A 23065-nucleotide genomic window follows, 5' to 3' on the forward strand; every position below is an offset into this window, starting at 1 on the left:
GTCAGTGCTCGGTGATGGTGCCCGCGCCGACGGTGCGGTTGGTGCTCTCGTCGATGAGGATGAACGACCCCGACTGCCGGTTCCGCTGGTAGGGATCGACCATCAGCGGCTGCGTCGTGCGCAGCACCACGCGACCGATCGCGTTGAGCCCGAGGCTGCCCGGCGCCTGGTTGCGGTGCAGCGTGTTCACGTCGAGCTCGTACTTGATCTCCTTGACCAGGGCACGCGCCGACCGGGTGGTGTGCTTGATCGCGTACTTGCCACCGACCGTCATCGCGGTGCTGTCCATCCAGCAGACCATCGCGTCGAGGTCCTGCGTGACGACCGGCTGGTTGTTCGGGCGCACGATCATGTCGCCGCGCGACACGTCCACCTCGTCCTCGAGGCGCACCGTGACCGACATCGGCGCGAACGCCTCGGCCAGCTCGCCCTGGGCGGTGTCGATCGCCTTGATCCGGCTGGGCAGGCCACTGGGCAGCACCAGCACCTCGTCACCGGGGCGCATGACGCCGCTGACGACCTGGCCCGCGAACGCGCGGTAGTCGCCCTGGCCGTTCTGGGGGCGGATCACGTACTGCACGGGGAAGCGCACGTCGACGAGGTTGCGGTCGCTCGCGATGTAGACGTTCTCCAGGTGGTGCAGCAGCGACGGACCGTCGAACCAGTCCATCTCGGCCGACCGCGCCACGACGTTGTCGCCCGTCAGCGCGGAGAGCGGGATGGTCGTGACGTCGGTGAACTCCAGGCGGGCGGCGAAGTCGACGAACTCGTCGCTGATGCGCCGGTAGACGTCCTCGGACCAGTCGACCAGGTCCATCTTGTTGATCGCCAGCACGACGTGCGGCACGCGCAGCAGGGACACGAGCGTGGCGTGGCGGCGGCTCTGCTCCTGCAGGCCCTTGCGGGCGTCCACGAGGATGATCGCGAGATCGGCGGTGGAGGCACCCGTCACCATGTTGCGCGTGTACTGGATGTGTCCCGGCGTGTCCGCGATGATGAACTTGCGCTTCGGCGTCGAGAAGTAGCGGTAGGCCACGTCGATCGTGATGCCCTGCTCGCGCTCGGCGCGCAGGCCGTCGGTGAGCAGCGCCAGGTCGGTGTACTCGTCGCCGCGCTGGGCGCTCGTGGCCTCCACGGCCTCGAGCTGGTCGGTGAAGATCGACTTGCTGTCGAACAGCAGCCGGCCGATGAGGGTGCTCTTGCCGTCGTCGACCGAGCCGGCCGTGGCGAATCGCAGGATGTCCATCAGAAGTAGCCCTCCTTCTTGCGATCCTCCATCGCAGCCTCGCTGACCTTGTCGTCGCCGCGGGTGGCGCCGCGCTCGGTGATGCGCGTGGCGGCGACCTCGGCCACCACCTCCTCCGGCGTGGCCGCGGTCGAGGGGACCGCCGCCGTCAGGGTGGCGTCGCCGACGGTGCGGTAGCGGACCGACTCGACGAACACCTCCTCGTCGTCGCGGGGCTGGCAGTGCTGGTTGATCGTGAAGTACATGCCGCCGCGCAGGAAGACCTCGCGCTTCTGGGCGTAGTAGATGTCGGGCAGCTCGATGTCCTCGCGGGCGATGTACTGCCAGATGTCCAGCTCGGTCCAGTTCGACAGCGGGAAGCAGCGGATGCTCTCGCCGGGATGGATCCGGCCGTTGTAGAGCGACCACAGCTCGGGACGCTGGTTCTTGGGGTCCCACTGGCCGAAGTCGTCACGGAAGGAGAACACGCGCTCCTTGGCGCGTGCCTTCTCCTCGTCGCGCCGGGCGCCGCCGAACAGGGCGCTGAGGCCGTGCTGCTCGGTGGTGCGGATCAGGACGGGGGTCTGGATGCGGTTGCGCGAGCCGTTCGGCTCCTCACGCACGAATCCCTCGTCGATCGCGTCCTGGACGGAGCCGACGATCAGTCGGACGCCGAGCTGCTCCACGACGCGGTCGCGGAACTCGAGGACCTCGTCGAAGTTGTGCCCGGTGTCGATGTGGACGACCGGGAACGGGATCGGGCCCGGTGCGAAGGCGCGCACCGCGAGGTTGAGCATCACGACCGAGTCCTTGCCGCCGGAGAACAGCAGGGCGGGCCGCTCGTTCTCCGCGACGAGCTCGCGGATGATGTAGATCGCCTCGGCCTCGAGATGGTCGAGCTGGCTCATGCCGTAGCGACGCGACTCGCGCGTGTCGGTCATCGACGTGTTCCTCCCCATGGGGTCGAGCGGTGCTGCAGGGGCGCGGCCGCTGGGCGTTCTCGTGCGGCCGACCGCAGGCATCGGCTGTGCCACAATCGTCGCCCATGGACCCGTGGCTCCCCGGACGCGACCACTTCGTGGACAGCGCGGGCCCGAGGTGAGCGCCGACGCGGTCCTGCGCGGCCACCAGCTCGACGGACTCGAGCTGATCCTGGGCGGGTTCCTCGACGCGGTCGACGGCTACTGCCTGCCCGGACGGGTCCCGGCGGACTGGCCGCTCGAGGCGAACCTCGCGGTCCCGGCCGAGGCGGCCCGTGAGGCCGTGGCCCAGGGCTCGCTCACGCTGACCGATCCCGACAGCACACCGCTGGCCGTGCTCGTCCTGACCGACACGCGTCCCCGTGACGACGGCACCACGTGGGTGGCGGGCCGGCTGCGCGCCGTGAGGGCCGCCGAGCATCCACCGGCCCGCGGGTCCCGGCTGGTCGTGCCCGTGAACCTGGGCGACCACGTCGTGGCGCTGTTCGGCGGGCGCGTCGGGGCCGCCGACGTCCTGCGCGCCGCGGACCTCGCGGCGGGCCGTCCGCTCGCCCTGGTCGGCGTCGGCGACGACGCGTGGGCCGGCGACATGGCCCTCATGGAGGAGCTGCGTCGCTGCGCCGAGCAGGTGCCCCACGCCGAGGCCTGGTACCTCCCGGCACCCGCCGTAAGCGAGACCACGACCTCGCAGGAGGTGCTGGCGATCGCCCTGCGCTCGCTCGGGGTGCGGGACCCGCTCGACTTCCGCAGGCCCGGCGTGCGGGAGGCCCGCGGTGCCGTGCTGCTGCTCACGGGGCTTTCGGGCGCCGGGAAGTCGACCGTGGGGCGTGCCGTGGTGGAGGCGGTCATCGCCCGCGGCGTGGCCCACGCGGTCCTGCTCGACGGCGACGACGTGCGCCGCGAGCTGTCCGACGGGCTCGGGTTCAACCGCGAGGACCGAGCCAGGAACCTGACCCGGATCGCGTGGGTCGGCGCCCGGGTCGCCGAGGCCGGCGGGCTGGCCGTCTGTGCCCCGATCGCGCCCTTCGCCTCGGTGCGCCGGGCGATGCGCGAGCGCGTCGAGCCGCGCTCGCCGTTCCTGGTCGTCCACGTGGCCACGCCGCTGGTCGTCGCCGAGGCCCGCGACCGCAAGGGCCTCTATGCCAAGGCGCGTGCCGGGCTCATCCGCGACTTCACCGGGATCGACTCGCCGTACGAGCGCCCCGACGACGCCGACCTCACGATCGACACGTCCCTCATGGGCGTGGGGGAGTGCGTCGAGGCGGTGGTGGGTTTGCTCCGGGAGCGGGGCGTCGTCGCCGGGTCCTGAGGACGAGCCCCCGCTTCGTGTGACCTGGTTCACACGGCCCGCTAGGATTCACCCATGCCGCCGGGGCCCCCCGAATCGCCCTTCGCCGTGCCGCCGGGAGTCGATCCCGATGCGCTGGCGCGGGCGCTGCACGACGCCCACGACTCCTTCCTCTCCACGGGAGCCGTCGACGGCCCTGTCCGGTCGGTGGTCAGCGAGTCGTGGCGACGCAGCCTCCTCGGTGGCATCGACCCCGAGCGTGCCCTCGCGGCGATCACGCTGGACTCCTCCCGGCTCGAGGAGATCCGCCGCGACCACCCGCTGGCCGCCGGGATGCCCGTCGTGCGGCGGCTCCTCGTCGAGAGCGCGGCCGACGCCGGACTGCTGGTCGCCGTGAGCGACGCGGCGGGCCAGCTGCTGTGGGTCGAGGGCGCTGCACAGCTGCGCCGGATGGCAGAGGAGATGAACTTCGTGCCGGGCGCCGACTGGAGCGAGGCCAGCGCCGGGACCAACGCCCCCGGCACGGCCCTGGCGCTCGACCGGGCCGTCTCGCTGCTGGGGCCCGAGCACCTCGCCCGCCAGGTCACGCCCTGGAGCTGCTCGGCCGCGCCGGTGCACGACCCCGACACGGGGGCCGTCCTCGGGGTCATCGACCTCACCGGGGGCGCCGAGGTCGCGAGCGCGACGAGTCTGGGGCTCGTGCGTGCCACGGCGGCGGCGGTCGAGGCCGAGCTGCGCCTGGAGCGGGTCCGCGGTGCCGCGGCGTCGCGCACGAGTCACAGCCCCGGCGTGAAGCGTCCGCGGATCGATGTGCTGGGCGTGCGCGGGGCGCTGCTGCACCACGCCACGACCACGACCCGGCTCAGTGCCCGGCACAGCGAGATCGCGCTGCTCGTGGCCGCGGCCGACCGCGGCCTGACCACCGCCGAGCTGGCGGTCGCGCTCAGCGACGACGAGCTGCCCGAGGTGACGATCCGCGCCGAGCTGTCCCGGCTGCGCCAGGTCCTCGGCGGGCTGCGCCTGGAGTCGCGCCCCTACCGGTTCGCCGGCGCGGTGGACACCGATGCCCAGCGGGTCCGCGACGACCTCGCGGCCGGTCGGCTGCGCCAGGCGGTCGCTCGCTACCGCGGTCCGATCCTGCCCGACTCGCAGGCGCCCGCGGTCGCCGCGGCCCGTGACGACCTGCACCAGCTGGTGCGCTCGCACCTGCTGGTCTGCGACGACCCCGATGCGCTGCTCCCGTTCGCCGACACCGGCCACGGCCGCGACGACTTCGAGGTCTGGGAGCGCATCGCCCGGGTCCTGCCCGACACCTCGCCCCGCTTCGCGCAGGTCGCCGACCACCTGGAGCGGCTCGACGCCGAGCTGGGCTGACCGCTCGTACGTTCGCGCAACGTTGCGCTGCCTACCGTCGACCCATCGGGTGTGAGCCCCCTCACACCCGCCCCCCGACGAAGGAGTCAGCACATGGCCGTCTACGCAGCGCCCGGCACCGAGGGAAGCGTCGTCTCGTACAAGCCGCGCTATGACCACTGGATCGGCGGCGAGTACGTCGCCCCGGTCAAGGGCCAGTACTTCGAGAACGTCTCCCCGGTCAACGGCCAGGTGTTCTGCGAGGTCGCCCGAGGAACCGCCGAGGACATCGAGGCCGCCCTGGACGCCGCCCACGCGGCCGCGCCGGCCTGGGGAAAGACGTCAACGACCGAGCGGGCGATCATCCTCAACAAGATCGCCGACCGGATCGAGGAGAACCTCGAGATGCTGGCGGTCGGCGAGACGTGGGACAACGGCAAGCCCGTCCGCGAGACGATGGCCGCCGACCTGCCACTCGCGGTCGACCACTTCCGCTACTTCGCCGGCTGCATCCGCGCCCAGGAGGGCTCGATCAGCCAGATCGACGAGGACACGGTCGCGTACCACTTCCACGAGCCGCTCGGCGTCGTCGGCCAGATCATCCCGTGGAACTTCCCGCTGCTGATGGCGGTGTGGAAGCTCGCTCCCGCGCTCGCGGCCGGCAACGCGGTCGTCCTCAAGCCCGCCGAGCAGACGCCGGCGTCGATCATGCTGCTGATGGAGCTGATCGCCGACCTGCTTCCCCCGGGCGTCCTCAACGTGGTCAACGGGTTCGGTGCCGAGGCCGGCGCCCCGCTGGCGGCCAGCAGCCGCATCCGCAAGATCGCCTTCACCGGCGAGACGACCACCGGCCGGCTCATCATGCAGAACGCGGCGCAGAACCTCATCCCCGTCACCCTCGAGCTGGGCGGCAAGAGCCCGAACATCTTCTTCGAGGACGTCGCGAGCGCCGACGACGCGTTCTACGACAAGGCCCTCGAGGGCTTCACGATGTTCGCCCTCAACCAGGGCGAGGTCTGCACGTGTCCGAGCCGCGCGCTCATCCAGAACTCGATCCTCGAGCAGTTCCTGCCCGCGGCGACCGAGCGCACGAAGGCGATCAAGCAGGGCAATCCGCTGGACACCGAGACGATGATCGGCGCGCAGGCGAGCAACGACCAGCTCGAGAAGATCCTGTCCTACATCCAGATCGGGGTGGAGGAGGGCGCCCGCATCATCACCGGCGGCGAGCGCGTGGACCTCGGCGGCGACCTGTCGGGCGGCTACTACGTGGCGCCGACGATCTTCCAGGGCCACAACAAGATGCGCATCTTCCAGGAGGAGGTCTTCGGCCCGGTCGTCTCGGTGACGGGCTTCGACGACTTCGACGACGCGATGGGCATCGCCAACGACACGCTCTACGGTCTCGGCGCCGGCGTGTGGAGCCGCGACACCAGCACCGCCTACCGCGCGGGCCGGACGATCGAGGCCGGCCGCGTCTGGACGAACTGCTACCACCAGTACCCCGCGCACGCGGCGTTCGGCGGCTACAAGAACTCCGGGATCGGTCGCGAGAACCACCGCCAGATGCTCGACCACTACCAGCAGACGAAGAACCTGCTCGTGAGCTACTCACCCAACGCTCTCGGCTTCTTCTGATCCCCATGGAGACCGAGATGCCACCCGAGTCCGTCGGCTCCTCCCCCCCGACGGCCCGGGTGGCCGTGACCCCGGAGGCGGCGGACCTGCTCCGCCGTCTCCGGGCCGATCACGACCAGCCGCTGATGTTCCACCAGTCCGGCGGCTGCTGCGACGGGTCGGCGCCGATGTGCTACACCCAGGGCACGCTGCTCATCGGGAGTGCCGACGTGCTCCTGGGCGAGCTGGACGCGGGCACCCCCGAGCCGATCCCGGTGTGGATCTCGGCGGCTCAGTTCGCGTACTGGTCGCACACCCACATCACGATCGACGTCGTTCCCGGGCGCGGGGCCGGCTTCTCGATCGAGGGCCCGACGGGGCATCGCTTCATCATCAGGTCGCGCGTGTTCACCGAGGGCGAGACGTCCCGGATGGTGCCGGTGGTCCGAGGTGGTGTGCCGTCCTGACATCGCCCTCCCGGGGGACTCGACCGGACCATGAACGACCATCCGTTCGAGGCATCTTCCCCACGGGCCCCACGAGGCTCACCGCCCCCACGGCAGGAGCCTGAGGAAACCCTCAGATGCACGGAATCTGACTGTTACGCTCTCCCGCATGGGTGACTTGGGTTACAAACTGAAGGTTCTGCGCCGCATCGGCGTCATCAAGGCGTTGCCGCCGCACAAGCTGATCGGTGCCGCGCGCGTGCTCAAGAAGTGGGGTCCGGGTCTTCCGTCCGGCATCAACGCCGCGGCCAAGCGCTACCCCAAGCAGATCGCGATCATCGACGACGCCGGTGAGATCACCTACGAGGACCTCGTCACGCAGGTCAACCAGTTCACCGAGGTGCTGCGCGAGCGCGGCATCGAGCCCGGTGACTCCGTCGCGGTCCTCTCGCGCAACCACCGCTACCTCGTCATCGCCCTCATCGCCGTGGTGCAGCTGGGTGGCCGCGTGCTGCTGCTCAACACGATGTCCAGCCGCGCCCAGCTGACCGACCTCGCCGAGCGCGAGGGCGCCGAGCTGCTCATCCTCGACCAGGAGTTCCTCCCGCTCGTCGAGGACGTCCGCCGCAGCCGCCTCCTGCTCGCCTGGGCCGATGCCGACGCACCCTCGGACCTGCCCTCGATCGAGTCCTCCACGGTCGGCCAGCCGTCCGGCGACCAGCCCGTCCCCTCGCGTCACGGCGAGATGATCATCTTCACCTCCGGCACGACGGGCCTGCCCAAGGGCGCGAAGCGCAAGGAGCCCGAGGACCTCAAGCCGCTGCTGGCGTACTTCGGCGCGATCCCGTACCAGAGCAACTCGGTCGTCTCGATCGCCGCGCCGCTGTTCCACTCGTGGGGCCTGATCAACCTGGGCTTCGGCCTGTCGACGTGCCCCACGTTCGTCCTGCGCCGCAAGTTCATCCCCGAGCAGGCCCTGCGCGACATCGAGAAGCACAAGGTCCGCGTCCTGGTGGTCGTGCCGCTCATGCTCCAGCGCATGGTCAAGGCCGACCCGCGGGTGGTCAAGGAGACCGACGTGTCCAGCCTGCAGATCACCGCCTCCAGCGGCTCGGCCCTGGCCGGCGACCTGGCGCTGCACTTCATGGACATGTACACCGACTCGATCTACAACTTCTACGGTGCGACCGAGACCAGCTGGATCACGATCGCCGACCCGAAGGACCTGCGCGCCGCGCCCGGCACCGCGGGCCGCGTCCCGTGGCGCACCACGGTCAAGATCCTCGATCACGACGGCAACGAGGTGCCCCAGGGCGACATCGGCGTCATCCACGTGGTCAACGACATGCCGTTCGGTGGCTACACCGACGGCCGCAACAAGTCGTTCCACTCGGGCCTGATGGACTCGGGCGACCTCGGCTACTTCGACGAGGAGGGTCGCCTCTTCGTCGCCGGCCGCGACGACGACATGATCATCTCCGGCGGTGAGAACGTCTTCCCGCGCGAGCTCGAGGACTGCCTCGTCGAGCACCCCGAGGTGGCCGACGTGGTCGTCACCGGCATCGCCGACCCCGAGTGGGGCCAGCGCCTGGCCGCGTACGTGGTGCGCAAGGAGGGCAGCGACGTCACGGCCGACGAGCTGGTCGAGTTCGCCAAGGACAACGTCGCCCGTTCCGCGGTGCCGCGCGGTGTCATGTTCCTCGACACCCTGCCGCGCAACCCCACGGGCAAGGTCATGAAGCGGCAGCTGCCCGCCTTCGAGACCACCGCCTGACACGTGACCCGTCCGAACCTCTCCGCCGTCCTGCGGCGGCTGGTGGAGATCGGTCGGTCCGTCTCCTCCGCGTCGACGCCGGCCGCGGGCACCTCGCGTGCCCCGGCCGGCCTCGACACGACGTGGGCCGGCAACCACGACGGTCGCCCCGATCCGGGTGAGATCGTCTGGACCTGGGTGCCGTACGAGGACGACCCGAGCCAGGGCAAGGACCGCCCCGTGCTGCTCATCGGGCGCCGCGACGACGGCACGCTCGTCGCCCTGCAGCTGACGTCGAAGGACCACGACCGCGACGCGGCGCAGGAGGCCGGTGCGGGACGCTTCTGGATGGACATCGGATCGGGCCCGTGGGACGCCCGGCGCCGCCCCAGCGAGGTGCGGCTGAACCGGCTCATCGAGGTCCGCGAGCAGGACGTCCGCCGAGAAGGCGCGGTGCTTTCCCGCGGGGTGTACGAGCGGGTGCTGGGGGCTGCGCGACAATACCTGCCATGAGCATCGTCGCCCGGGTCGACCGCTTCCAGCGGCAGCACCCGGTCCTCGGGTTCCCGATCGCGGTGATCTACAAGTTCTTCGACGACCAGGGCCCGTACCTGGCAGCGATCATGACGTACTACTCGTTCATCGCGATCTTCCCGCTGCTGCTCATTGCCTCGTCGGTGCTGGGCTTCGTGCTGCAGGGCGACTACGAGCTGCAGGAGCGGCTGCTCGACACGGCGCTCGGGCAGTTCCCGATCATCGGCGACCAGCTCGGTCGCCCCGGCGAGATCACCGGCAGCACGTCCGCGATCGTCCTCGGCTCGCTCGTCGCGCTCTACGGGTCGCTCGGCGTGGGCCAGTCGACCCAGAACGCGGCGAACGTCGCGTGGGGCGTGCCGCGCAACAGCCGGCCCAACCCGATCCTCATGCGACTGCGCAGCGTCGTCGTGCTCGCGATCGGCGGCGTGGGAATCCTCGCGATCGCCATCGCCCAGTCGATCGTCGACAACCCGGAGCTGGTCGGGATCGACCACCTGCCCGACCTCGGCCTGGTCATGCGCGTGGTCGGCTTCCTCGTCTCGTGGGCCATCTTCATCACCGTCTTCAAACTGGTCAGCCTGCGCCGGGCCTCGTGGCGGTCGGTCCTGCCGGGTTCGCTGTTCTGCGCCCTCGGCTGGCAGGTGCTGCAGTTCGTCGGCGACACGTACGTGCAGCGCGTCATCGTCCGCGCGTCGTCGATGAACCAGACGTTCGCCCTCGTGCTCGGCCTCGTCGCCTTCCTGTTCCTGCTCACCTCGGTCATCGTCATCGGCCTGCAGATCAACGTCGTGCGACGGCGTCACCTGTACCCCCGCGCCCTGCTGACGCCGTTCACCGACAACGTCGTCCTCACGGCGGGCGACCGCCGCGCCTACGCGCAGTACGCCCGGATGCAGCGGCACAAGGGATTCCAGACCATCTCGGTCGACTTCGACGACGAGGCCTGAGCGGCGCGAGCACCTCCGCGGCGGTGAGCCCACTAGACTGCAGGGGTCGCACTCCGAGAACGCAAAGGAACGGTCATGCCCACCGGCAAGGTCAAGTGGTACGACCCCGAGAAGGGGTTCGGTTTCCTCAGCCGCGAAGAGGGTGAGGACGTGTACGTCCGCTCCGACGCGCTGCCCGACGGCGTGAACACCTTGAAGGCGGGCACGCGGGTGGAGTTCGGCATCGCCGCCGGACGCCGCGGCGACCAGGCCCTCCAGGTCCGCGTGCTCGACCCCACCCCCTCGGTCTCGCAGGCGCAGGCCCACGCGCGGCGCAAGTCGCCCGAGGAGATGGTCGTCATCGTCGAGGACCTCGTGAACCTCCTCGACGGGCTCGGCGAGGGCTACCGCCACGGTCGCCATCCCGAGGGCAAGCGCGCCCGCCAGGTCGCGCAGCTGCTGCGCCGCCTCGCCGCGGACCTCGACGCCTGACGCGTGACTGAACCGACCGCGTGACCGGGGCTCTCGAGGGCTTCGCCGTCATCGGAGTCCTGATCGCGGTCGGCTACGTCCTGGCCGCCACGCGGGTGCTCGACGCCGCGAGTCAGGTGGTGCTGTCGCGGCTCGTCTACTTCGTGGCCACGCCGGCCCTGCTGATCGACATCCTCGGCTCCACCGATCTCGGCACCGTGTTCGGTGCCTGGTTCGTCGTGGCCGTCGTCGGCGTCGTGGCCACGCTGGCGGTCTACCTGCCCTGGGCGCGCTGGCGGGGCCGGTCGCGCCCGGCGGCGGTGGTCGGCGGGCTGGCGGCCTCCTACGCCAACGGCGGGTACCTCGGGCTGCCGATCGCCGGCTACGTGCTCGGCGACGCGGCCTTCGCGCTGCCCACGATGGTGCTGCAGCTGACGATCTACGCGCCGCTGGCGCTGACGTTCCTCAGCATGGAGTCGGGCCACCGCGCGACGCCCTGGGCCTTCGTCCGTGCGGGCGTCCGCAACCCGGTGACGGTCGCCGCGGTGATCGGCGTCCTGCTCTCGCTGGGTCACGTGGAGCTCCCGCGCGTCGTGGACGAGCCGATCTCGCTGCTCGGGGCGATGGCGATCCCGTGCGCGCTCGTCGCCTACGGCGTCTCGTTGCGCTTCGGTCCCCGGATCGGCAGCGGCAACGGTCGCGAGGTGGCGTTCGTGGCGGTGCTCAAGCTCGGTTGGCAGCCTCTCGTGGCGTACCTCGTGGCGCGCCACGTCCTCGACCTGAGTGCCCTCGACGTCGCCGGGGTGACCGTGATGGCCGCACTGCCGACGGCGCAGAACGTGTTCGTCTACGCGACCCAGTTCGGTCGCGCGCAGCTCCTCGCGCGTGACTGCGTCGCCGTCACCACGATCGCGTCGCTGCCGGTGCTGGTCCTGCTGGCCGCCGTGCTGGTGCCCGCGGGAGTCAGCGGATGAGCGCGGGACGACCGGGTTGGTCGGGTGTGGCCCGGTGGGGGACAATCGGACCATGAGCACGGCGACCTCTCCTGCACGCGCGGCCCTCGATGCCAGTGCCGACGACGGCACGGTCGGCGACCACCTCGGCAGCACCGAGGAGGCGCCCGGTCTGGTGACCGAGCGATTCGCCTGCCTGCTGCCCGGGTACCGCGGCTGGTACTGGGCCGTCAGCGCCTCGGTCCTGGACGAGCAGGTCAGCATCAACGACATCGTGCTGCTGCCCGGTGACGAGGCCATCGTCGCGCCCGAGTGGACGCCCTACCGCGAGCGCATCCGTCCCGGCGACCTCGGTCCCGGCGACGTGCTGCCGCCCGAGGAGGACGACATCCGCCTCGTGCCCGCGTGGTCCGCCGGCGACGGCGACGAGACCGGTGTCGTCGACCGCCACTTCGCCCGCGAGATCGGCCTCGGCCGCGAGTGGGTGCTCTCGATCGAGGGTCGCGAGGACGCCGCCGAGCGCTGGTACGAGGGCGAGTCCGGTCCGGACACCCCCATCGCGAAGCAGGCGCCCGGCGTGTGCGGGACGTGCGGCTTCCTGGTCTCGCTGGCCGGCGACCTCTCCGACCGCTTCGGCGTGTGCGCGAACAAGATGGCCAACGCCGACGGGCGGATCGTCGCCCTCACCCACGGCTGCGGTGCCCACTCGGCCACGCGGCCCAAGCGATCGGCGTCGGCGTCCAAGCTGCCCGACCCGGTGCTGGACTCGACCCGGGCCGAGCTCGAGGAGTTCTGAGCCCGTCGTGCGGGGTGTGATGCGAGGCCGGTCGGCCTCAGCTCCGGCGACGCCGTCCCGTGGGGCGCTCCGGGTCAGCATCGGGCGTGGTGGCGCCCGGTGCGGCCTGCGGCTCGACGGGCGCCGTGTCGGTCACGGTCTCCTCGGGGAGCTCGTCGACGGGGATCACGGCCTGCAGCGGGGCGGTCGCCGCGCGCTCGGCGAGGGCGTCGCGACGGCGCTTGCAGAACTCGATGCCCATGAGGCCAAGGCCGAGGCCCGCGAACGCGGTCCACAGCCACCACGTGCGGCCCTGGTCCTGCAGGTTGCCCCAGAACGGCAGCAGCGCGAGCGCCACGACGCCCCAGGCGATCGTGCCGATGGTCATGGTGCGGACGCCGTCGACGTCCATGGGCTCGACCTCGGCCACACGGTGCGTCGTCCTGCCGAACTCCAGCTCGGTGACCTCGGGACGGCCCAGGTCGGGGATGCGGGATCGCTTCTGGCGGGCCATGGCTCCACGATAACGCGCGCCGTCCAGCCCCAGGGGGCCCTGTGAACCCCCGTCGTCGCCGGCTGCTGATCCCGGGGCTGCTGGTCGCGCTGATCGTGGTGGTGGTCGTGACCTCGCTGATCGACCGCGCCGACGCCGCCACCGACGAGCCCGTCGCGGTGCTGGGCGATGCCCGCATCACCGAGTCCAGCGGCCTCGCGGTCAGCGCGGCGCACGAGGGACTGGCCTACACCGTCAACGACTCCGGCAACGCCCCCGAGGTGTTCGCCGTCGACCTCGCGAGCGGCGCCGTCGTCGGCGTGACCACCGTCCGGGCCACCTTCCGCGACGTGGAGGCGCTGGCGCTGCGCGACGGCACGCTGTGGATCGGCGACGTCGGCGACAACCGCGCCGAGCGCGACGACCTCGCCCTCTACGCGATCGACGAGCCCGGTCGCGCGAGCGGCACGGTCGGGGCGAGGCGCTACCCGGTCGCCCTGGCCGGCGGACCCGCCGACGTCGAGGCGCTGCTGGCGCCTCCGGACTCGGACCTCCTGCAGGTCGTGACGAAGTCCCTCGGTGGGGGCATGGTGATGACCCTCGACGAGGACGACCTCGACCCGGACCGCGCCGCCGAGTTCGAGGCCACCGCCTCCGGCCTCCCCGCGCTGGTCACCGACGGTGCGTTCTCGCCCGACGGGAGCCGGGTGGCCCTGCTGTCCTACGGCTCGCTGTGGACGATCGATCCCGCCGACTGGAGCATCGCAGGCAGCCGGTCGCTGCCTCCGCTCGAGCAGGCCGAGACGGTCGCGTTCGTCGATGACGACGCGGTGCTGGTCGGCAGCGAGGGAGCCGACTCGCCCCTGTACCGCCTGGACCTGCCGGTCGGCGCGGCCTCGGCGGACGGACCCGCCACGGTGGCCACGTCGGTCCCCGAGCCGTCGGCGTCCGCGCCGGCGGAGGTCGCCGCGGCGAGCCGCACGGGCGTGGCCGTGGACACCCGGACCGTCGTGCTCGTCGGTGTCGGCGTCGCCGCGCTGGTCGTCCTCGTGGTGGTCCTGGCGCGGCGCCGGGGCCCGTCGGAGGGCTCACGCCGAGCGATACGGTGAGCGCATGAAGATCGCTCTGGGAGACAGGTCACCGCAGGTCCACGAGTCGGCGTTCGTCGCCGCGAACGCCACCCTGGTGGGCTCGGTCGTCCTCGAGGAGGGCTCCAGCGTCTGGTACGGCGCGGTCCTGCGTGCCGACAACGAGCCGATCACGATCGGCCGCGGCAGCAACGTCCAGGACAACTGCGTCTTCCACGTCGACCAGGGCAAGCCGCTGACCCTCGGCGAGGGCGTCTCCGTGGGCCACGGCGCGATCATCCACGGCGCCACGGTCGGCGACCACGTGCTGGTGGGCATGGGCGCCACGATCCTCAACGGCGCCGAGATCGGCGACGAGTGCCTGATCGCCGCGAACGCCCTCGTGCCCCAGGGCGCGGTCATCCCGCCGCGCTCGCTGGTGGCCGGCGTCCCCGGCAAGGTGCGCCGCGAGCTCACCGACGACGAGGTCGCCACGCTGCACCTCAACGCCTCGATCTACGAGGAGCACCGCGAGCTGCACCGCGGCGCCACCGTCGTCGACTGAACGTCCCTGCGGCACTCCGAGCGGGGTTAACCGTCGCTATGCGGGGGAAACTTCCCCCGCATAGCGACGGTTTCCCCTGTTAACAGGGGAAACTTCACTCCGCCGTGAGCCGCCCGACCACGTGGTCGACGCACCGCGTGAGGGCGGTGACGTCGTCGGGGTCGATGGCGGGGAACATCGCGATGCGCAGCTGGTTGCGGCCCAGGCCGCGGTAGCCGGCGACGTCGACGATGCCGTTCTCGCGCAGGGCGGCCACCACGTCGGCCGCGTCCACGCCCTCGAGGTCGATCGTGCCCACGACGAGCGAGCGGTCGGCCGGGTCGGGCACGAACGGAGTCGCGTACGAGCTCGCCTCGGCCCAGGCGTAGAGCCGCTGCGACGAGTCGGTCGTGCGCGAGACCGCCCAGTCGAGGCCGCCGTTCGCGTTGAGCCACTGCACCTGCTGGTCCATGAGGAAGAGCGTGGCCACGGCGGGGGTGTTGTAGGTCTGGTCCTTGAGCGAGTTGTCGATCGCCGTGGGGAGGTCGACGAAGCCGGGGATGTGGCGTCCCGACGCCTTGATGCGGCGCGCACGCTCGATCGCGGCGGGGGACATGAGCGCGATCCACAGGCCGCCGTCGGACGCGAAGCCCTTCTGCGGGGCGAAGTAGTAGACGTCGGACTCGGCCACGTCGACCGGCAGCCCCGCGGCGCCCGACGTGGCGTCGATCAGCACGAGCGCCCCCTCGTCGATGCCGGCGGGACGGCGCACCGAGGTCATGACGCCGGTCGAGGTCTCGTTGTGCGCCCACGCGTACGCGTCGATGCCGGCGGTGGCGTGTGCCTCGGGATGGGTGGAGAAGTCCGACTCGATGATCTCCGGGTCCTCCAGGAAGGGTGCTGCGGCGACCGCCCGGGCGAACTTGGTCGTGAACTCACCGTGTACGAGGTGCTGGCTGCGACGTTCGACGAGCCCGAACGTCGCGGCGTCGAAGAACGCGTGCGAGCCGCCCACCCCGAGCACGACCTCGTACCCGTCGGGCAGCGAGAACAGGTCGGCCAGGCCGGAGCGGATGCTGCCCACGAGCGACTTCACCGGCGCCGCGCGGTGGGACGTGCCCAGGAGCGTGTCCCCGCTCGCGGCCAGGGCGGCGAGCGCCTCGGGTCGCACCTTCGAGGGGCCGGAGCCGAAGCGCCCGTCGCGGGGCAGGAGTTCGTCGGGGATCTGCACGGCGCCATTCTCGCAGGAGTCCTCGGGACGATGCGTTGAACGGTCCGCCGAAGCAGGCGGCTACCATGCGACGCATGGCAGCAGACCAGCCCGTGGTGCCCCTGGCCGAGGGCATCGAGCACGACCTGTCGGAGTGGGAGAAGGCCACCGCGGCCGTCCTGCGCAAGACGCGTCGCCTCGCCGATGACGCCCCCGACACCGACGTGTGGGAGGCGCTGACCACCACCACCCTCGACGGGCTCAGCATCGCCCCGCTGGGCACGCGCGAGCTCGTCGCCGACGTCCCCGAGACCGGTCTCCCGGGCGAGGCGCCCTACACGCGCGGCTCCGGCACCGCCGATCCCGAGCTCGAGGGCTGGGACGTGCGCGGCTGGTTCACCGACCCCGACACCTCCGCCGCCGACGTCACCACCGAGCTGGAGAACGGCGGCAACTCGCTGTGGCTCACGGTGGGGGAGCGCGGCATCGCCGCCGATCGTCTCGCCGAGCTGCTCGAGCCGGTCTTCCTCGACCTGGCCCCCGTCGTGCTCGACGCCCCCGAGGACCCGGTCGCCGCGGCCGAGGCGTTCCTGGCGGTGTGCCGCGACAAGGGCGTGGAGCCGCACCCGCTGACCAACCTCGGCGGCGCTGGTCACGACCTGGACGTCCTCGTCCGCGTGGCCACGCTCGCGAAGGAGGCCGGCGTCCGCGGCGTCGTCGTCGACGCCAGCGCCCTGCACGACCAGGGCGCCTCGGAGGTCCAGGAGCTCGCCTGGTCGATGATGGTCGCGGTCACCTACCTGCGTGCCCTCGAGGCCGCCGGGTTCACCACCGACGAGGCCGCGGCCCAGCTGGAGTTCCGCTACGCGGCCACCGACGAGCAGTTCCCGACCATCGCCAAGCTCCGTGCCGCACGCACCCTCTGGAACCGCGTCGGCGAGCTGAGCGGCATCGGCGAGGCGGCCCGCGCCCAGCGCCAGCACGCGGTCACCTCGCGCCCGATGATGGCGCGCTACGACTCCTACACGAACATGCTGCGCACCACCGTCGCCGGCTTCGCCGCGGGCGTGGGCGGCGCGGACGCCGTCACGGTGCTGCCGTTCGACGAGCCGCTCGGCCTGCCCACGCCGTTCAGCCGCCGCATCGCGCGCAACACCTCGAGCCTGCTCATCCACGAGTCGCACGTGGCCAAGGTGGCCGATCCCGCGGGCGGCGCGTACGCCGTGGAGAAGTTCACCGACGACCTCGCGATGGCCGCGTGGGAGCTCTTCGCCGAGCTCGACGGCCTCGACGAGCTGGAGGGCGTCGCCGACCTCGACGCCGCCGCCGAGCGCCTCGTGCCGCTGGTGGAGGCCGTGCGCGACGACCGCGCCCTGCAGATTGCGCGCCGCCAGCGCCCGATCACGGGCATCAGCGAGTTCCCGAACGCCGCCGAGACGCTGCCCGAGCGCCGGCCCTACCCGGTCGCGCCCGGCGTGTTCCGGTACGCCGGCGAGTTCGAGCAGATGCGCGACGAGCCCGTGGCGCAGCCGGTCTTCCTGGCCACGATGGGCCCGATCTCCGCGCACACCGCCCGCGCCACGTTCGCCATCAACCTGCTGGCCGCCGGTGGCATCGGCATCGGTGCCGCGGGCGCCACGGCGGGCGTCGACGAGGCCGTCGACACGTACCTCGAGGCCGGAGCGCCTCCCGTGGTCTGCCTCGCCGGCACCGACGCCGTCTACGGCGACTGGGGTGCCGACCTGGTCGCCGCGCTGCGCGAGAACGGCGCCTCGTACGTCGTGGTCGCCGGCAAGACCGAACTCGGCCAGGACGCGTCGGCCGCCATGGGCCTCGACGCGCTGGCCTTCCTGCGACAGATGCGTGAGGTGCTTTCCGCATGACCACACCGAAGTCGTTCGCCGCCGAGCCGTGGCAGAGCCCCGAGGGGATCCCCGTCAAGCGGCTCTACACGCCCGCCGACCTCGAGGGCCTCGACGCCCTCGACACCTACCCGGGCATGACGCCGTTCCTGCGCGGGCCGTACCCGGCGATGTACACCACGCAGCCGTGGACGATTCGCCAGTACGCGGGCTTCTCCACCGCCGAGGAGTCCAACGCGTTCTACCGCCGCAACCTCGCGGCGGGCCAGAAGGGCCTGTCGGTCGCGTTCGACCTGGCGACCCACCGCGGCTACGACTCCGACAACCCGCGCGTCGTGGGCGACGTCGGCATGGCCGGCGTCGCGATCGACTCGGTCTACGACACGCGCACGCTGTTCGACGGCATCCCGCTCGACCAGATGAGCGTCTCCATGACCATGAACGGCGCCGTGCTGCCGGTGCTGGCGCTCTACATCGTGGCGGCCGAGGAGCAGGGCGTGAAGCCCGAGCAGCTGGCCGGGACCATCCAGAACGACATCCTCAAGGAGTTCATGGTCCGGAACACGTACATCTACCCGCCGGCGCCGTCGATGCGGATCATCTCCGACATCTTCGCGTACACGGCGGCGCGGATGCCGCGGTTCAACTCGATCTCGATCTCCGGGTACCACATCCAGGAGGCCGGGGCGACGAACGACCTCGAGCTGGCCTACACGCTCGCCGACGGCGTCGAGTACATCCGCTCGGGCCTCGACGTGGGCCTGGACATCGACGCCTTCGCACCGCGACTGAGTTTCTTCTGGGCGATCGGCATGAACTTCTTCATGGAGGTCGCCAAGCTGCGCGCCGCCCGTGCCCTCTGGGCCCGGCTCGTGAGCGACTTCGACCCGAAGAACCCGAAGTCGCTGAGCCTGCGCACCCACTCGCAGACCTCGGGCTGGAGCCTCACGGCGCAGGACGTCTACAACAACGTCCAGCGCACGGCGATCGAGGCGATGGCGGCCACGCAGGGGCACACCCAGAGCCTGCACACCAACGCCCTCGACGAGGCCATCGCGCTGCCCACCGACTTCAGCGCCCGCATCGCGCGCAACACCCAGCTGCTGCTGCAACAGGAGTCGGGCACGACGCAGACGATCGACCCGTGGGCCGGCTCGTACTACGTCGAGAAGCTGACCCACGACCTCGCGAACCGTGCCTGGGCGCACATCCAGGAGGTCGAGGCGGCCGGCGGCATGGCCAAGGCGATCGACGAGGGCATCCCCAAGATGCGCATCGAGGAGGCCGCGGCCCGCACGCAGGCCCGCATCGACTCGGGCCAGCAGGTCGTGGTGGGCGTGAACACCTACCGCGTGCCCGACGAGGAGCCCTTCGACGTGCTCAAGGTCGACAACAAGGCCGTGCTCTCGTCGCAGATCGCCAAACTCGAGCGCCTGCGCGCCGAGCGCAACGACGACGACGTGCAGTCCGCGCTCGACGCGCTGACGAACTCGGCCGAGCGCGGCTCGCGCCGCGACGGCTCGCTCGAGGGCAACCTGCTCGACCTGGCCGTCAACGCCGCTCGCGCGAAGGCCACCGTGGGCGAGATCAGCGACGCGCTGGAGAAGGTCTACGGGCGCCACCGAGCCGTCATCCGTACGATCTCGGGTGTGTACCGCAGCGAGGCCGGCCAGGCGGGCAACATCGCCCGGGTCATCGAGGCCACCGACGAGTTCGAGCGCGCCGAGGGCCGCCGCCCCCGCATCCTCGTGGCCAAGATGGGCCAGGACGGACACGACCGCGGCCAGAAGGTCATCGTCACGGCGTTCGCCGACATGGGCTTCGACGTCGACGTGGGCCCGCTGTTCTCGACGCCGGAGGAGGTCGCCCAGCAGGCGGTCGACGCCGACGTCCACGTCGTGGGGGTCTCGTCCCTCGCGGCGGGTCACCTCACCCTGCTGCCCGCGCTGAAGACCGCGCTGGAGGAGCAGGGCCGTCCCGACATCATGGTCGTGATCGGTGGCGTGATCCCGCCCGACGACGTGCCCACGCTCAAGGAGATGGGTGCGGCCGAGGTGTTCCTGCCGGGCACGGTCATCGCCGACTCGGCGCTCGACCTGCTGGAGAAGCTGCGCGCGGAGGGCTGATCCCGGCGGTCCGGAACCTGCCCTGCAACTCCCAGTTGCACTAGTCTGTGGCGGTGGACACCCGTCTCGACACTCGTCCGGATACACGGCTGGACTACATGGACCACGCCTCGTACCTGGCGTTCCGTGCCCTGGGGCACCACCCGACGCTGCACTACACGTGGGTCTACGACCGGGCGGTCGACCTCGACGCGCTGCGCCGCCTGTCCGACCGGTTGCACCAGGGGCGATTCGCGCGCGTCGTCGAGGCGGCACCGGGGTGGGGCGGGCGGCCGCGCTGGGTCCGCCCCGACGCGCCCGTGCCGATCGAGGTGGAGCCGGCCATGCGGCCCCGGTCGCAGATCGAGCAGTGGTCGGTCGAGGTCTCGCGCCGGCCCATCGACCCGGGCGCGGGTCCGCCCTGGCGCTTCGGCGTGCTGCGCCTCGACGACGGGGGGAGCGCGGTCGCGATCGTGGTGTCGCACACGGTCACCGACGGGGTGGGGGTGCTGCTGGGACTGCGCGAGGCCGTCGAGGGGCTCGACCTGGATCTGGCGTATCCGCGGCGTGGCGAGCGTGGCCGGAGCCGCCTGGCCCACTGGCGCGAGGTCATCGGGTCGCTGCCCGAGAAGGTGCGGGCGCTCCGCGCGGTCGTCCGTCAGATGCGTGCCGAGCGGAGCCTGCCGCACCGGGCCTCGACGGCGGCCCTGCCGGCGGCCGCGCCCGCCGCGGAGTTCTCCGCGCCCGATCCGCCGGTCCGCGACGGTGCCGCCCGGGTCGTCACCTTCGTGTCCGAGGCGTCGTGGGACGCGTGCGCGGAACGGCTCGGCGGCACCTCGAACGTGCTGGCCTCGGCGCTGGCCGCGCGCCTCGGGCACCACCTGGGCCGGGTGCAGCAGAACGGCACCGTCAACCTCACGATCCCGGTCAGCGTGCGTGAGGGCGACGAGGACCTGCGCGGCAACGCCCTGTCCTCCGTCGTCGTCACCCTCGACCCCGCCGAGGTCACGCACGACCTGCGCCCCGCGCGTGCGGCGATGAAGGCCGCGCTGAGCGCGCGCGACGCCAACCAGCTCCCGCTGCTGGCGGCCCTGCCGCTCGTTCCCTTCGTGCCGGTGTGGCTGCTGCGCCGTCTCGAGAGGTTCGCCCTGGGCGCCGACGTCAACGCCGTGGGCTGCTCGAACCTCGGGCGCGTGACGGGGCCCGTCGAGCGGATCGACGGGCGGCCGTGCCAGTACGCGTGGGGCCAGTTCAACGAGCCCGGCCGGCCCACCGCCGAGCTGGCCCGCATGGGTGGCCAGGGCTTCCTGGGCGTCACCTTCTCGGGCGGCCGCGTCGTCATCAACGCGGTGGCGTTCCGTCCGGGCGGGGACAACTCCGACGAGGCGCTGCTCGCGATGGTGCACGACGTCATCGCCGAGTTCGGGCTGGGCCCGCCGCTGCCGTGGTGACGGCCCCATCCGGCGTCGTCGTGCTGGCCGCCGGGTCGGCGGAGTCCACGCCCTAGACTCTCTCGCGTGGTCGACGTCGAGAAGGTGGTGCAGGGCGTCCGCGCGGGTCGGCGGGCGGAGATCTCACGTGCGATCACGCTGGTCGAGTCGCGCCGTGCCGACCACCGGGCGGTCGCCCGCGAGGTGCTCGCCGAGCTGACGGCGGGCCCCGACTCGAGGGTCGGGGGAGCGGTCCGTGTCGGCATCTCGGGCGTTCCGGGCGTCGGCAAGTCCACCTTCATCGAGGCTCTCGGAGTCCACCTCACCGAGCGGGGCCACCGGGTCGGCGTCCTGGCCGTGGACCCCTCCAGCGTGCGCACCCGCGGCTCGGTGCTGGGCGACAAGACCCGCATGGTGCAGCTCTCGACCGACCCGAACGCCTACATCCGCCCCTCGCCGAGTGCGGGCAGTCTCGGCGGCGTCGCCCGGGCCACCAGCCAGGCGATGACGGTGCTCGAGGCCGGCGGGTACGACGTGGTGCTGGTCGAGACGGTCGGCGTCGGCCAGTCCGAGATCACCGTGGCCGGCATGGTCGACACGTTCCTGTTCCTCACGCTCGCTCGCACGGGCGACCAGCTGCAGGGCATCAAGAAGGGCATCCTCGAGATCGCCGACGTCATCACGGTCAACAAGGCCGACGGCGAACGCGCCCGCGAAGCCGAGTCCACCGCGCGCGAGCTGGCGGGCGCGCTGCGCCTGGTCTACGCCGGCACGCAGGACTGGGTGCCGCCCGTCCTGACCTGCTCCGCGCTGGAGGGGACCGGCATCGACACCGTCTGGAGCCGGGTGCTGCGCCACCGCGAGTTCATGGGCCACCGCGGCCTCGCCGAGAAGCGCGCGCAGCAGCAGCTCGACTTCACGTGGGCGCTGGTGCGCGACGAGATCGAGCAGCGCCTCGCCACCGACGAGTCGGTCGCCCAGGTCCGCGAGCGGGTGCGCGACGAGGTCCTCGCCGGCACCCTCTCCCCGGCGGCCGCCGCCGACGAGATCCTCGGCGCCTTCGACGCCTGACGTCGCCGGATCGCGGCGTCGGGGTGCCCGTGCCAGCATGGTGCGGTGAAGCGCACCGTCACGGCCCACCTCGAACTGCATGCGTTCGACCGCGCCGACCTCGTCCTGTCGATCGCCGTCGCGGCCAACGTGGCCACCTCGAGCGAGTCGCTGCGGGTGGTCCAGAACGGCGCCGCGCTCGAGGCCCGCGAGATCGCCGGCCGCCACGAGACCCGGCTGCACCGGATCGACGCGCCCGAGGGCCCGATCACGATCGACTACGAGGCGGTCGTCGACGGTCACGCCCGCCCGATCGCCACCGAGGAGCTCGACATCATCGAGTACCGGCGTCCCAGCCGGTACGCGCCGTCGGACTCGCTCTTCGCGATCGCGAAGGCCGAGTTCAAGGGCCTGTCCGGCAAGGACCTGCTCGACGCCGTGACCTCTTGGGTGGGCACCCACCTGTCCTACGTGCCCGGCAGCAGCCGGCCCACCGACGGCGCCGTGCAGACGATGCTGAAGCGCCAGGGCGTCTGCCGCGACTACGCGCACCTGGTGATCGCCCTGCTGCGCGCGCACGACGTGCCCGCCCGCCTGGTCTCGGTCTACGCGCCGGGGCTGCAGCCGATGGACTTCCACGCGGTCGCGGAGGCCTACATCGACGGCGAGTGGCACGTCGTGGACGCCACCGCCCTCGCCCCGCGCGAGACGATGATCCGCATCGCCACCGGGATGGACGCCTCCGAGACGGCCTTCCTGTCGCAGCACCACGCCGGGGTGAACCTCAACAGCATCAACGTCACGGCGGTCGTGGACGAGCTGCCGCGCGACGACGTGACCGAGCTCGTCGCGCTCGGCTGACCCGCGGGTGAACTCGCAGTGACACGCCGAAAAGAACCAGCGGACTAGTTACAAAGAACTAGCGAATGGGTTAGTCTTCCCTCAGCGACCGCCGCGTCGTCGCATCACCTCGGGGGGGT

20 protein-coding genes and 1 pseudogene are annotated in these 23065 nt (G+C 71.6%); 17 read left to right on the top strand and 4 right to left on the bottom strand.

The window, feature by feature from the left end:
* Position 1 precedes the first annotated feature (1 nt).
* A complete protein-coding gene (locus tag B5D60_RS09875) occupies positions 2–1246 on the bottom strand; it encodes a sulfate adenylyltransferase subunit 1 (protein WP_078700000.1) in 1245 nt (414 codons plus the stop codon).
* Complete coding sequence (gene cysD / locus B5D60_RS09880; RefSeq protein WP_078700001.1) at positions 1246–2166, bottom strand: sulfate adenylyltransferase subunit CysD; 921 nt, start codon at positions 2164–2166, stop codon at positions 1246–1248. Before cysD ends, B5D60_RS09875 begins: the two co-directional genes overlap by 1 nt.
* A 157-nt stretch (positions 2167–2323) precedes the next feature.
* Between cysD and cysC the strand changes: the two genes are divergently transcribed.
* The 10 genes from cysC (at position 2324) to B5D60_RS09930 (ending at position 12345) form a co-directional block, all read left to right on the top strand.
* Positions 2324–3514 (top strand): adenylyl-sulfate kinase, encoded by a 1191-nt coding sequence (cysC, locus tag B5D60_RS17060; protein ID WP_078700002.1) that lies wholly within the window; start codon positions 2324–2326, stop codon positions 3512–3514.
* 54 nt (positions 3515–3568) lie between these two features.
* Positions 3569–4867: a GAF domain-containing protein gene (locus tag B5D60_RS09890; RefSeq protein WP_078700003.1), complete on the top strand. Its 1299-nt coding sequence runs from the start codon at positions 3569–3571 to the stop codon at positions 4865–4867.
* Positions 4868–4960: 93 nt separating this feature from the next.
* On the top strand, positions 4961–6484 hold the full coding sequence (gene exaC, locus B5D60_RS09895) for an acetaldehyde dehydrogenase ExaC (RefSeq protein ID WP_078700004.1): 1524 nt from the start codon (positions 4961–4963) through the stop codon (positions 6482–6484).
* 5 nt (positions 6485–6489) lie between these two features.
* A complete protein-coding gene (locus B5D60_RS09900) occupies positions 6490–6930 on the top strand; it encodes a DUF779 domain-containing protein (RefSeq protein WP_231948706.1) in 441 nt (146 codons plus the stop codon).
* 157 nt (positions 6931–7087) lie between these two features.
* Positions 7088–8683, top strand: coding sequence for an AMP-binding protein (locus tag B5D60_RS09905; protein ID WP_172806316.1), 1596 nt, complete (start codon positions 7088–7090; stop codon positions 8681–8683).
* 3 nt (positions 8684–8686) lie between these two features.
* Entirely contained in the window at positions 8687–9175 is a 489-nt protein-coding gene (locus B5D60_RS09910) for a type II toxin-antitoxin system PemK/MazF family toxin (protein ID WP_078700006.1), read from the top strand.
* The gene (locus B5D60_RS09915; RefSeq protein ID WP_078700007.1) at positions 9172–10146 is read left to right on the top strand and encodes a YihY/virulence factor BrkB family protein; all 975 of its coding nucleotides are present in this window, start codon (positions 9172–9174) and stop codon (positions 10144–10146) included. Before B5D60_RS09910 ends, B5D60_RS09915 begins: the two co-directional genes overlap by 4 nt.
* Before the next feature lie 75 nt (positions 10147–10221).
* The gene (locus B5D60_RS09920; protein ID WP_078700008.1) at positions 10222–10617 is read left to right on the top strand and encodes a cold-shock protein; all 396 of its coding nucleotides are present in this window, start codon (positions 10222–10224) and stop codon (positions 10615–10617) included.
* 20 nt (positions 10618–10637) lie between these two features.
* Complete coding sequence (locus B5D60_RS09925; RefSeq protein WP_078700009.1) at positions 10638–11570, top strand: AEC family transporter; 933 nt, start codon at positions 10638–10640, stop codon at positions 11568–11570.
* 52 nt (positions 11571–11622) lie between these two features.
* Complete coding sequence (locus B5D60_RS09930) at positions 11623–12345, top strand: DUF3027 domain-containing protein (protein ID WP_078700010.1); 723 nt, start codon at positions 11623–11625, stop codon at positions 12343–12345.
* Between the two features lie 37 nt (positions 12346–12382).
* Here the strand turns inward: B5D60_RS09930 and B5D60_RS17065 are convergent, their stop codons facing one another.
* Positions 12383–12838, bottom strand: coding sequence for a hypothetical protein (locus tag B5D60_RS17065; protein ID WP_197684298.1), 456 nt, complete (start codon positions 12836–12838; stop codon positions 12383–12385).
* A gap of 41 nt (positions 12839–12879) precedes the next feature.
* On the opposite strand from B5D60_RS17065, the gene B5D60_RS09940 reads away from it, so the two are divergent.
* Entirely contained in the window at positions 12880–13926 is a 1047-nt protein-coding gene (locus B5D60_RS09940) for a hypothetical protein (protein WP_078700011.1), read from the top strand.
* Between the two features lie 4 nt (positions 13927–13930).
* Positions 13931–14449, top strand: coding sequence for a gamma carbonic anhydrase family protein (locus B5D60_RS09945; protein WP_078700012.1), 519 nt, complete (start codon positions 13931–13933; stop codon positions 14447–14449).
* 94 nt (positions 14450–14543) lie between these two features.
* On the opposite strand, the gene serC is transcribed toward B5D60_RS09945, so the two are convergent.
* On the bottom strand, positions 14544–15659 hold the full coding sequence (serC, locus tag B5D60_RS09950; protein ID WP_078700013.1) for a phosphoserine transaminase: 1116 nt from the start codon (positions 15657–15659) through the stop codon (positions 14544–14546).
* Between the two features lie 74 nt (positions 15660–15733).
* Between serC and B5D60_RS09955 the strand changes: the two genes are divergently transcribed.
* The 5 genes and pseudogenes from B5D60_RS09955 (at position 15734) to B5D60_RS09975 (ending at position 22946) form a co-directional block, all read left to right on the top strand.
* Positions 15734–17521: a methylmalonyl-CoA mutase family protein gene (locus B5D60_RS09955; RefSeq protein ID WP_172806317.1), complete on the top strand. Its 1788-nt coding sequence runs from the start codon at positions 15734–15736 to the stop codon at positions 17519–17521.
* 23 nt (positions 17522–17544) lie between these two features.
* Positions 17545–19626: pseudogene (scpA, locus tag B5D60_RS09960) on the top strand (methylmalonyl-CoA mutase); the annotation flags it as partial.
* Between the two features lie 53 nt (positions 19627–19679).
* Positions 19680–21056: a hypothetical protein gene (locus tag B5D60_RS09965; RefSeq protein WP_153302966.1), complete on the top strand. Its 1377-nt coding sequence runs from the start codon at positions 19680–19682 to the stop codon at positions 21054–21056.
* A gap of 66 nt (positions 21057–21122) precedes the next feature.
* Positions 21123–22106: a methylmalonyl Co-A mutase-associated GTPase MeaB gene (gene meaB, locus B5D60_RS09970; protein WP_078700017.1), complete on the top strand. Its 984-nt coding sequence runs from the start codon at positions 21123–21125 to the stop codon at positions 22104–22106.
* 45 nt (positions 22107–22151) lie between these two features.
* Positions 22152–22946, top strand: coding sequence for a transglutaminase-like domain-containing protein (locus B5D60_RS09975; RefSeq protein WP_078700018.1), 795 nt, complete (start codon positions 22152–22154; stop codon positions 22944–22946).
* The last annotated feature ends 119 nt before the right edge of the window (positions 22947–23065 follow it).

The organism is Aeromicrobium choanae, from assembly GCF_900167475.1.
Lineage (GTDB): Bacteria > Actinomycetota > Actinomycetes > Propionibacteriales > Nocardioidaceae > Aeromicrobium > Aeromicrobium choanae.

Coding starts and splice junctions, on each gene's coding strand:
- B5D60_RS09875 (WP_078700000.1), bottom strand. CDS start 1,246: ATGGACATCCTGCGATTCGCCACGGCCGGCTCGGTCGACGACGGCAAG.
- cysD (WP_078700001.1), bottom strand. CDS start 2,166: ATGACCGACACGCGCGAGTCGCGTCGCTACGGCATGAGCCAGCTCGAC.
- B5D60_RS09890 (WP_078700003.1), top strand. CDS start 3,569: ATGCCGCCGGGGCCCCCCGAATCGCCCTTCGCCGTGCCGCCGGGAGTC.
- exaC (WP_078700004.1), top strand. CDS start 4,961: ATGGCCGTCTACGCAGCGCCCGGCACCGAGGGAAGCGTCGTCTCGTAC.
- B5D60_RS09900 (WP_231948706.1), top strand. CDS start 6,490: ATGGAGACCGAGATGCCACCCGAGTCCGTCGGCTCCTCCCCCCCGACG.
- B5D60_RS09915 (WP_078700007.1), top strand. CDS start 9,172: ATGAGCATCGTCGCCCGGGTCGACCGCTTCCAGCGGCAGCACCCGGTC.
- B5D60_RS09920 (WP_078700008.1), top strand. CDS start 10,222: ATGCCCACCGGCAAGGTCAAGTGGTACGACCCCGAGAAGGGGTTCGGT.
- B5D60_RS09930 (WP_078700010.1), top strand. CDS start 11,623: ATGAGCACGGCGACCTCTCCTGCACGCGCGGCCCTCGATGCCAGTGCC.
- B5D60_RS17065 (WP_197684298.1), bottom strand. CDS start 12,838: ATGGCCCGCCAGAAGCGATCCCGCATCCCCGACCTGGGCCGTCCCGAG.
- B5D60_RS09945 (WP_078700012.1), top strand. CDS start 13,931: ATGAAGATCGCTCTGGGAGACAGGTCACCGCAGGTCCACGAGTCGGCG.
- B5D60_RS09955 (WP_172806317.1), top strand. CDS start 15,734: ATGGCAGCAGACCAGCCCGTGGTGCCCCTGGCCGAGGGCATCGAGCAC.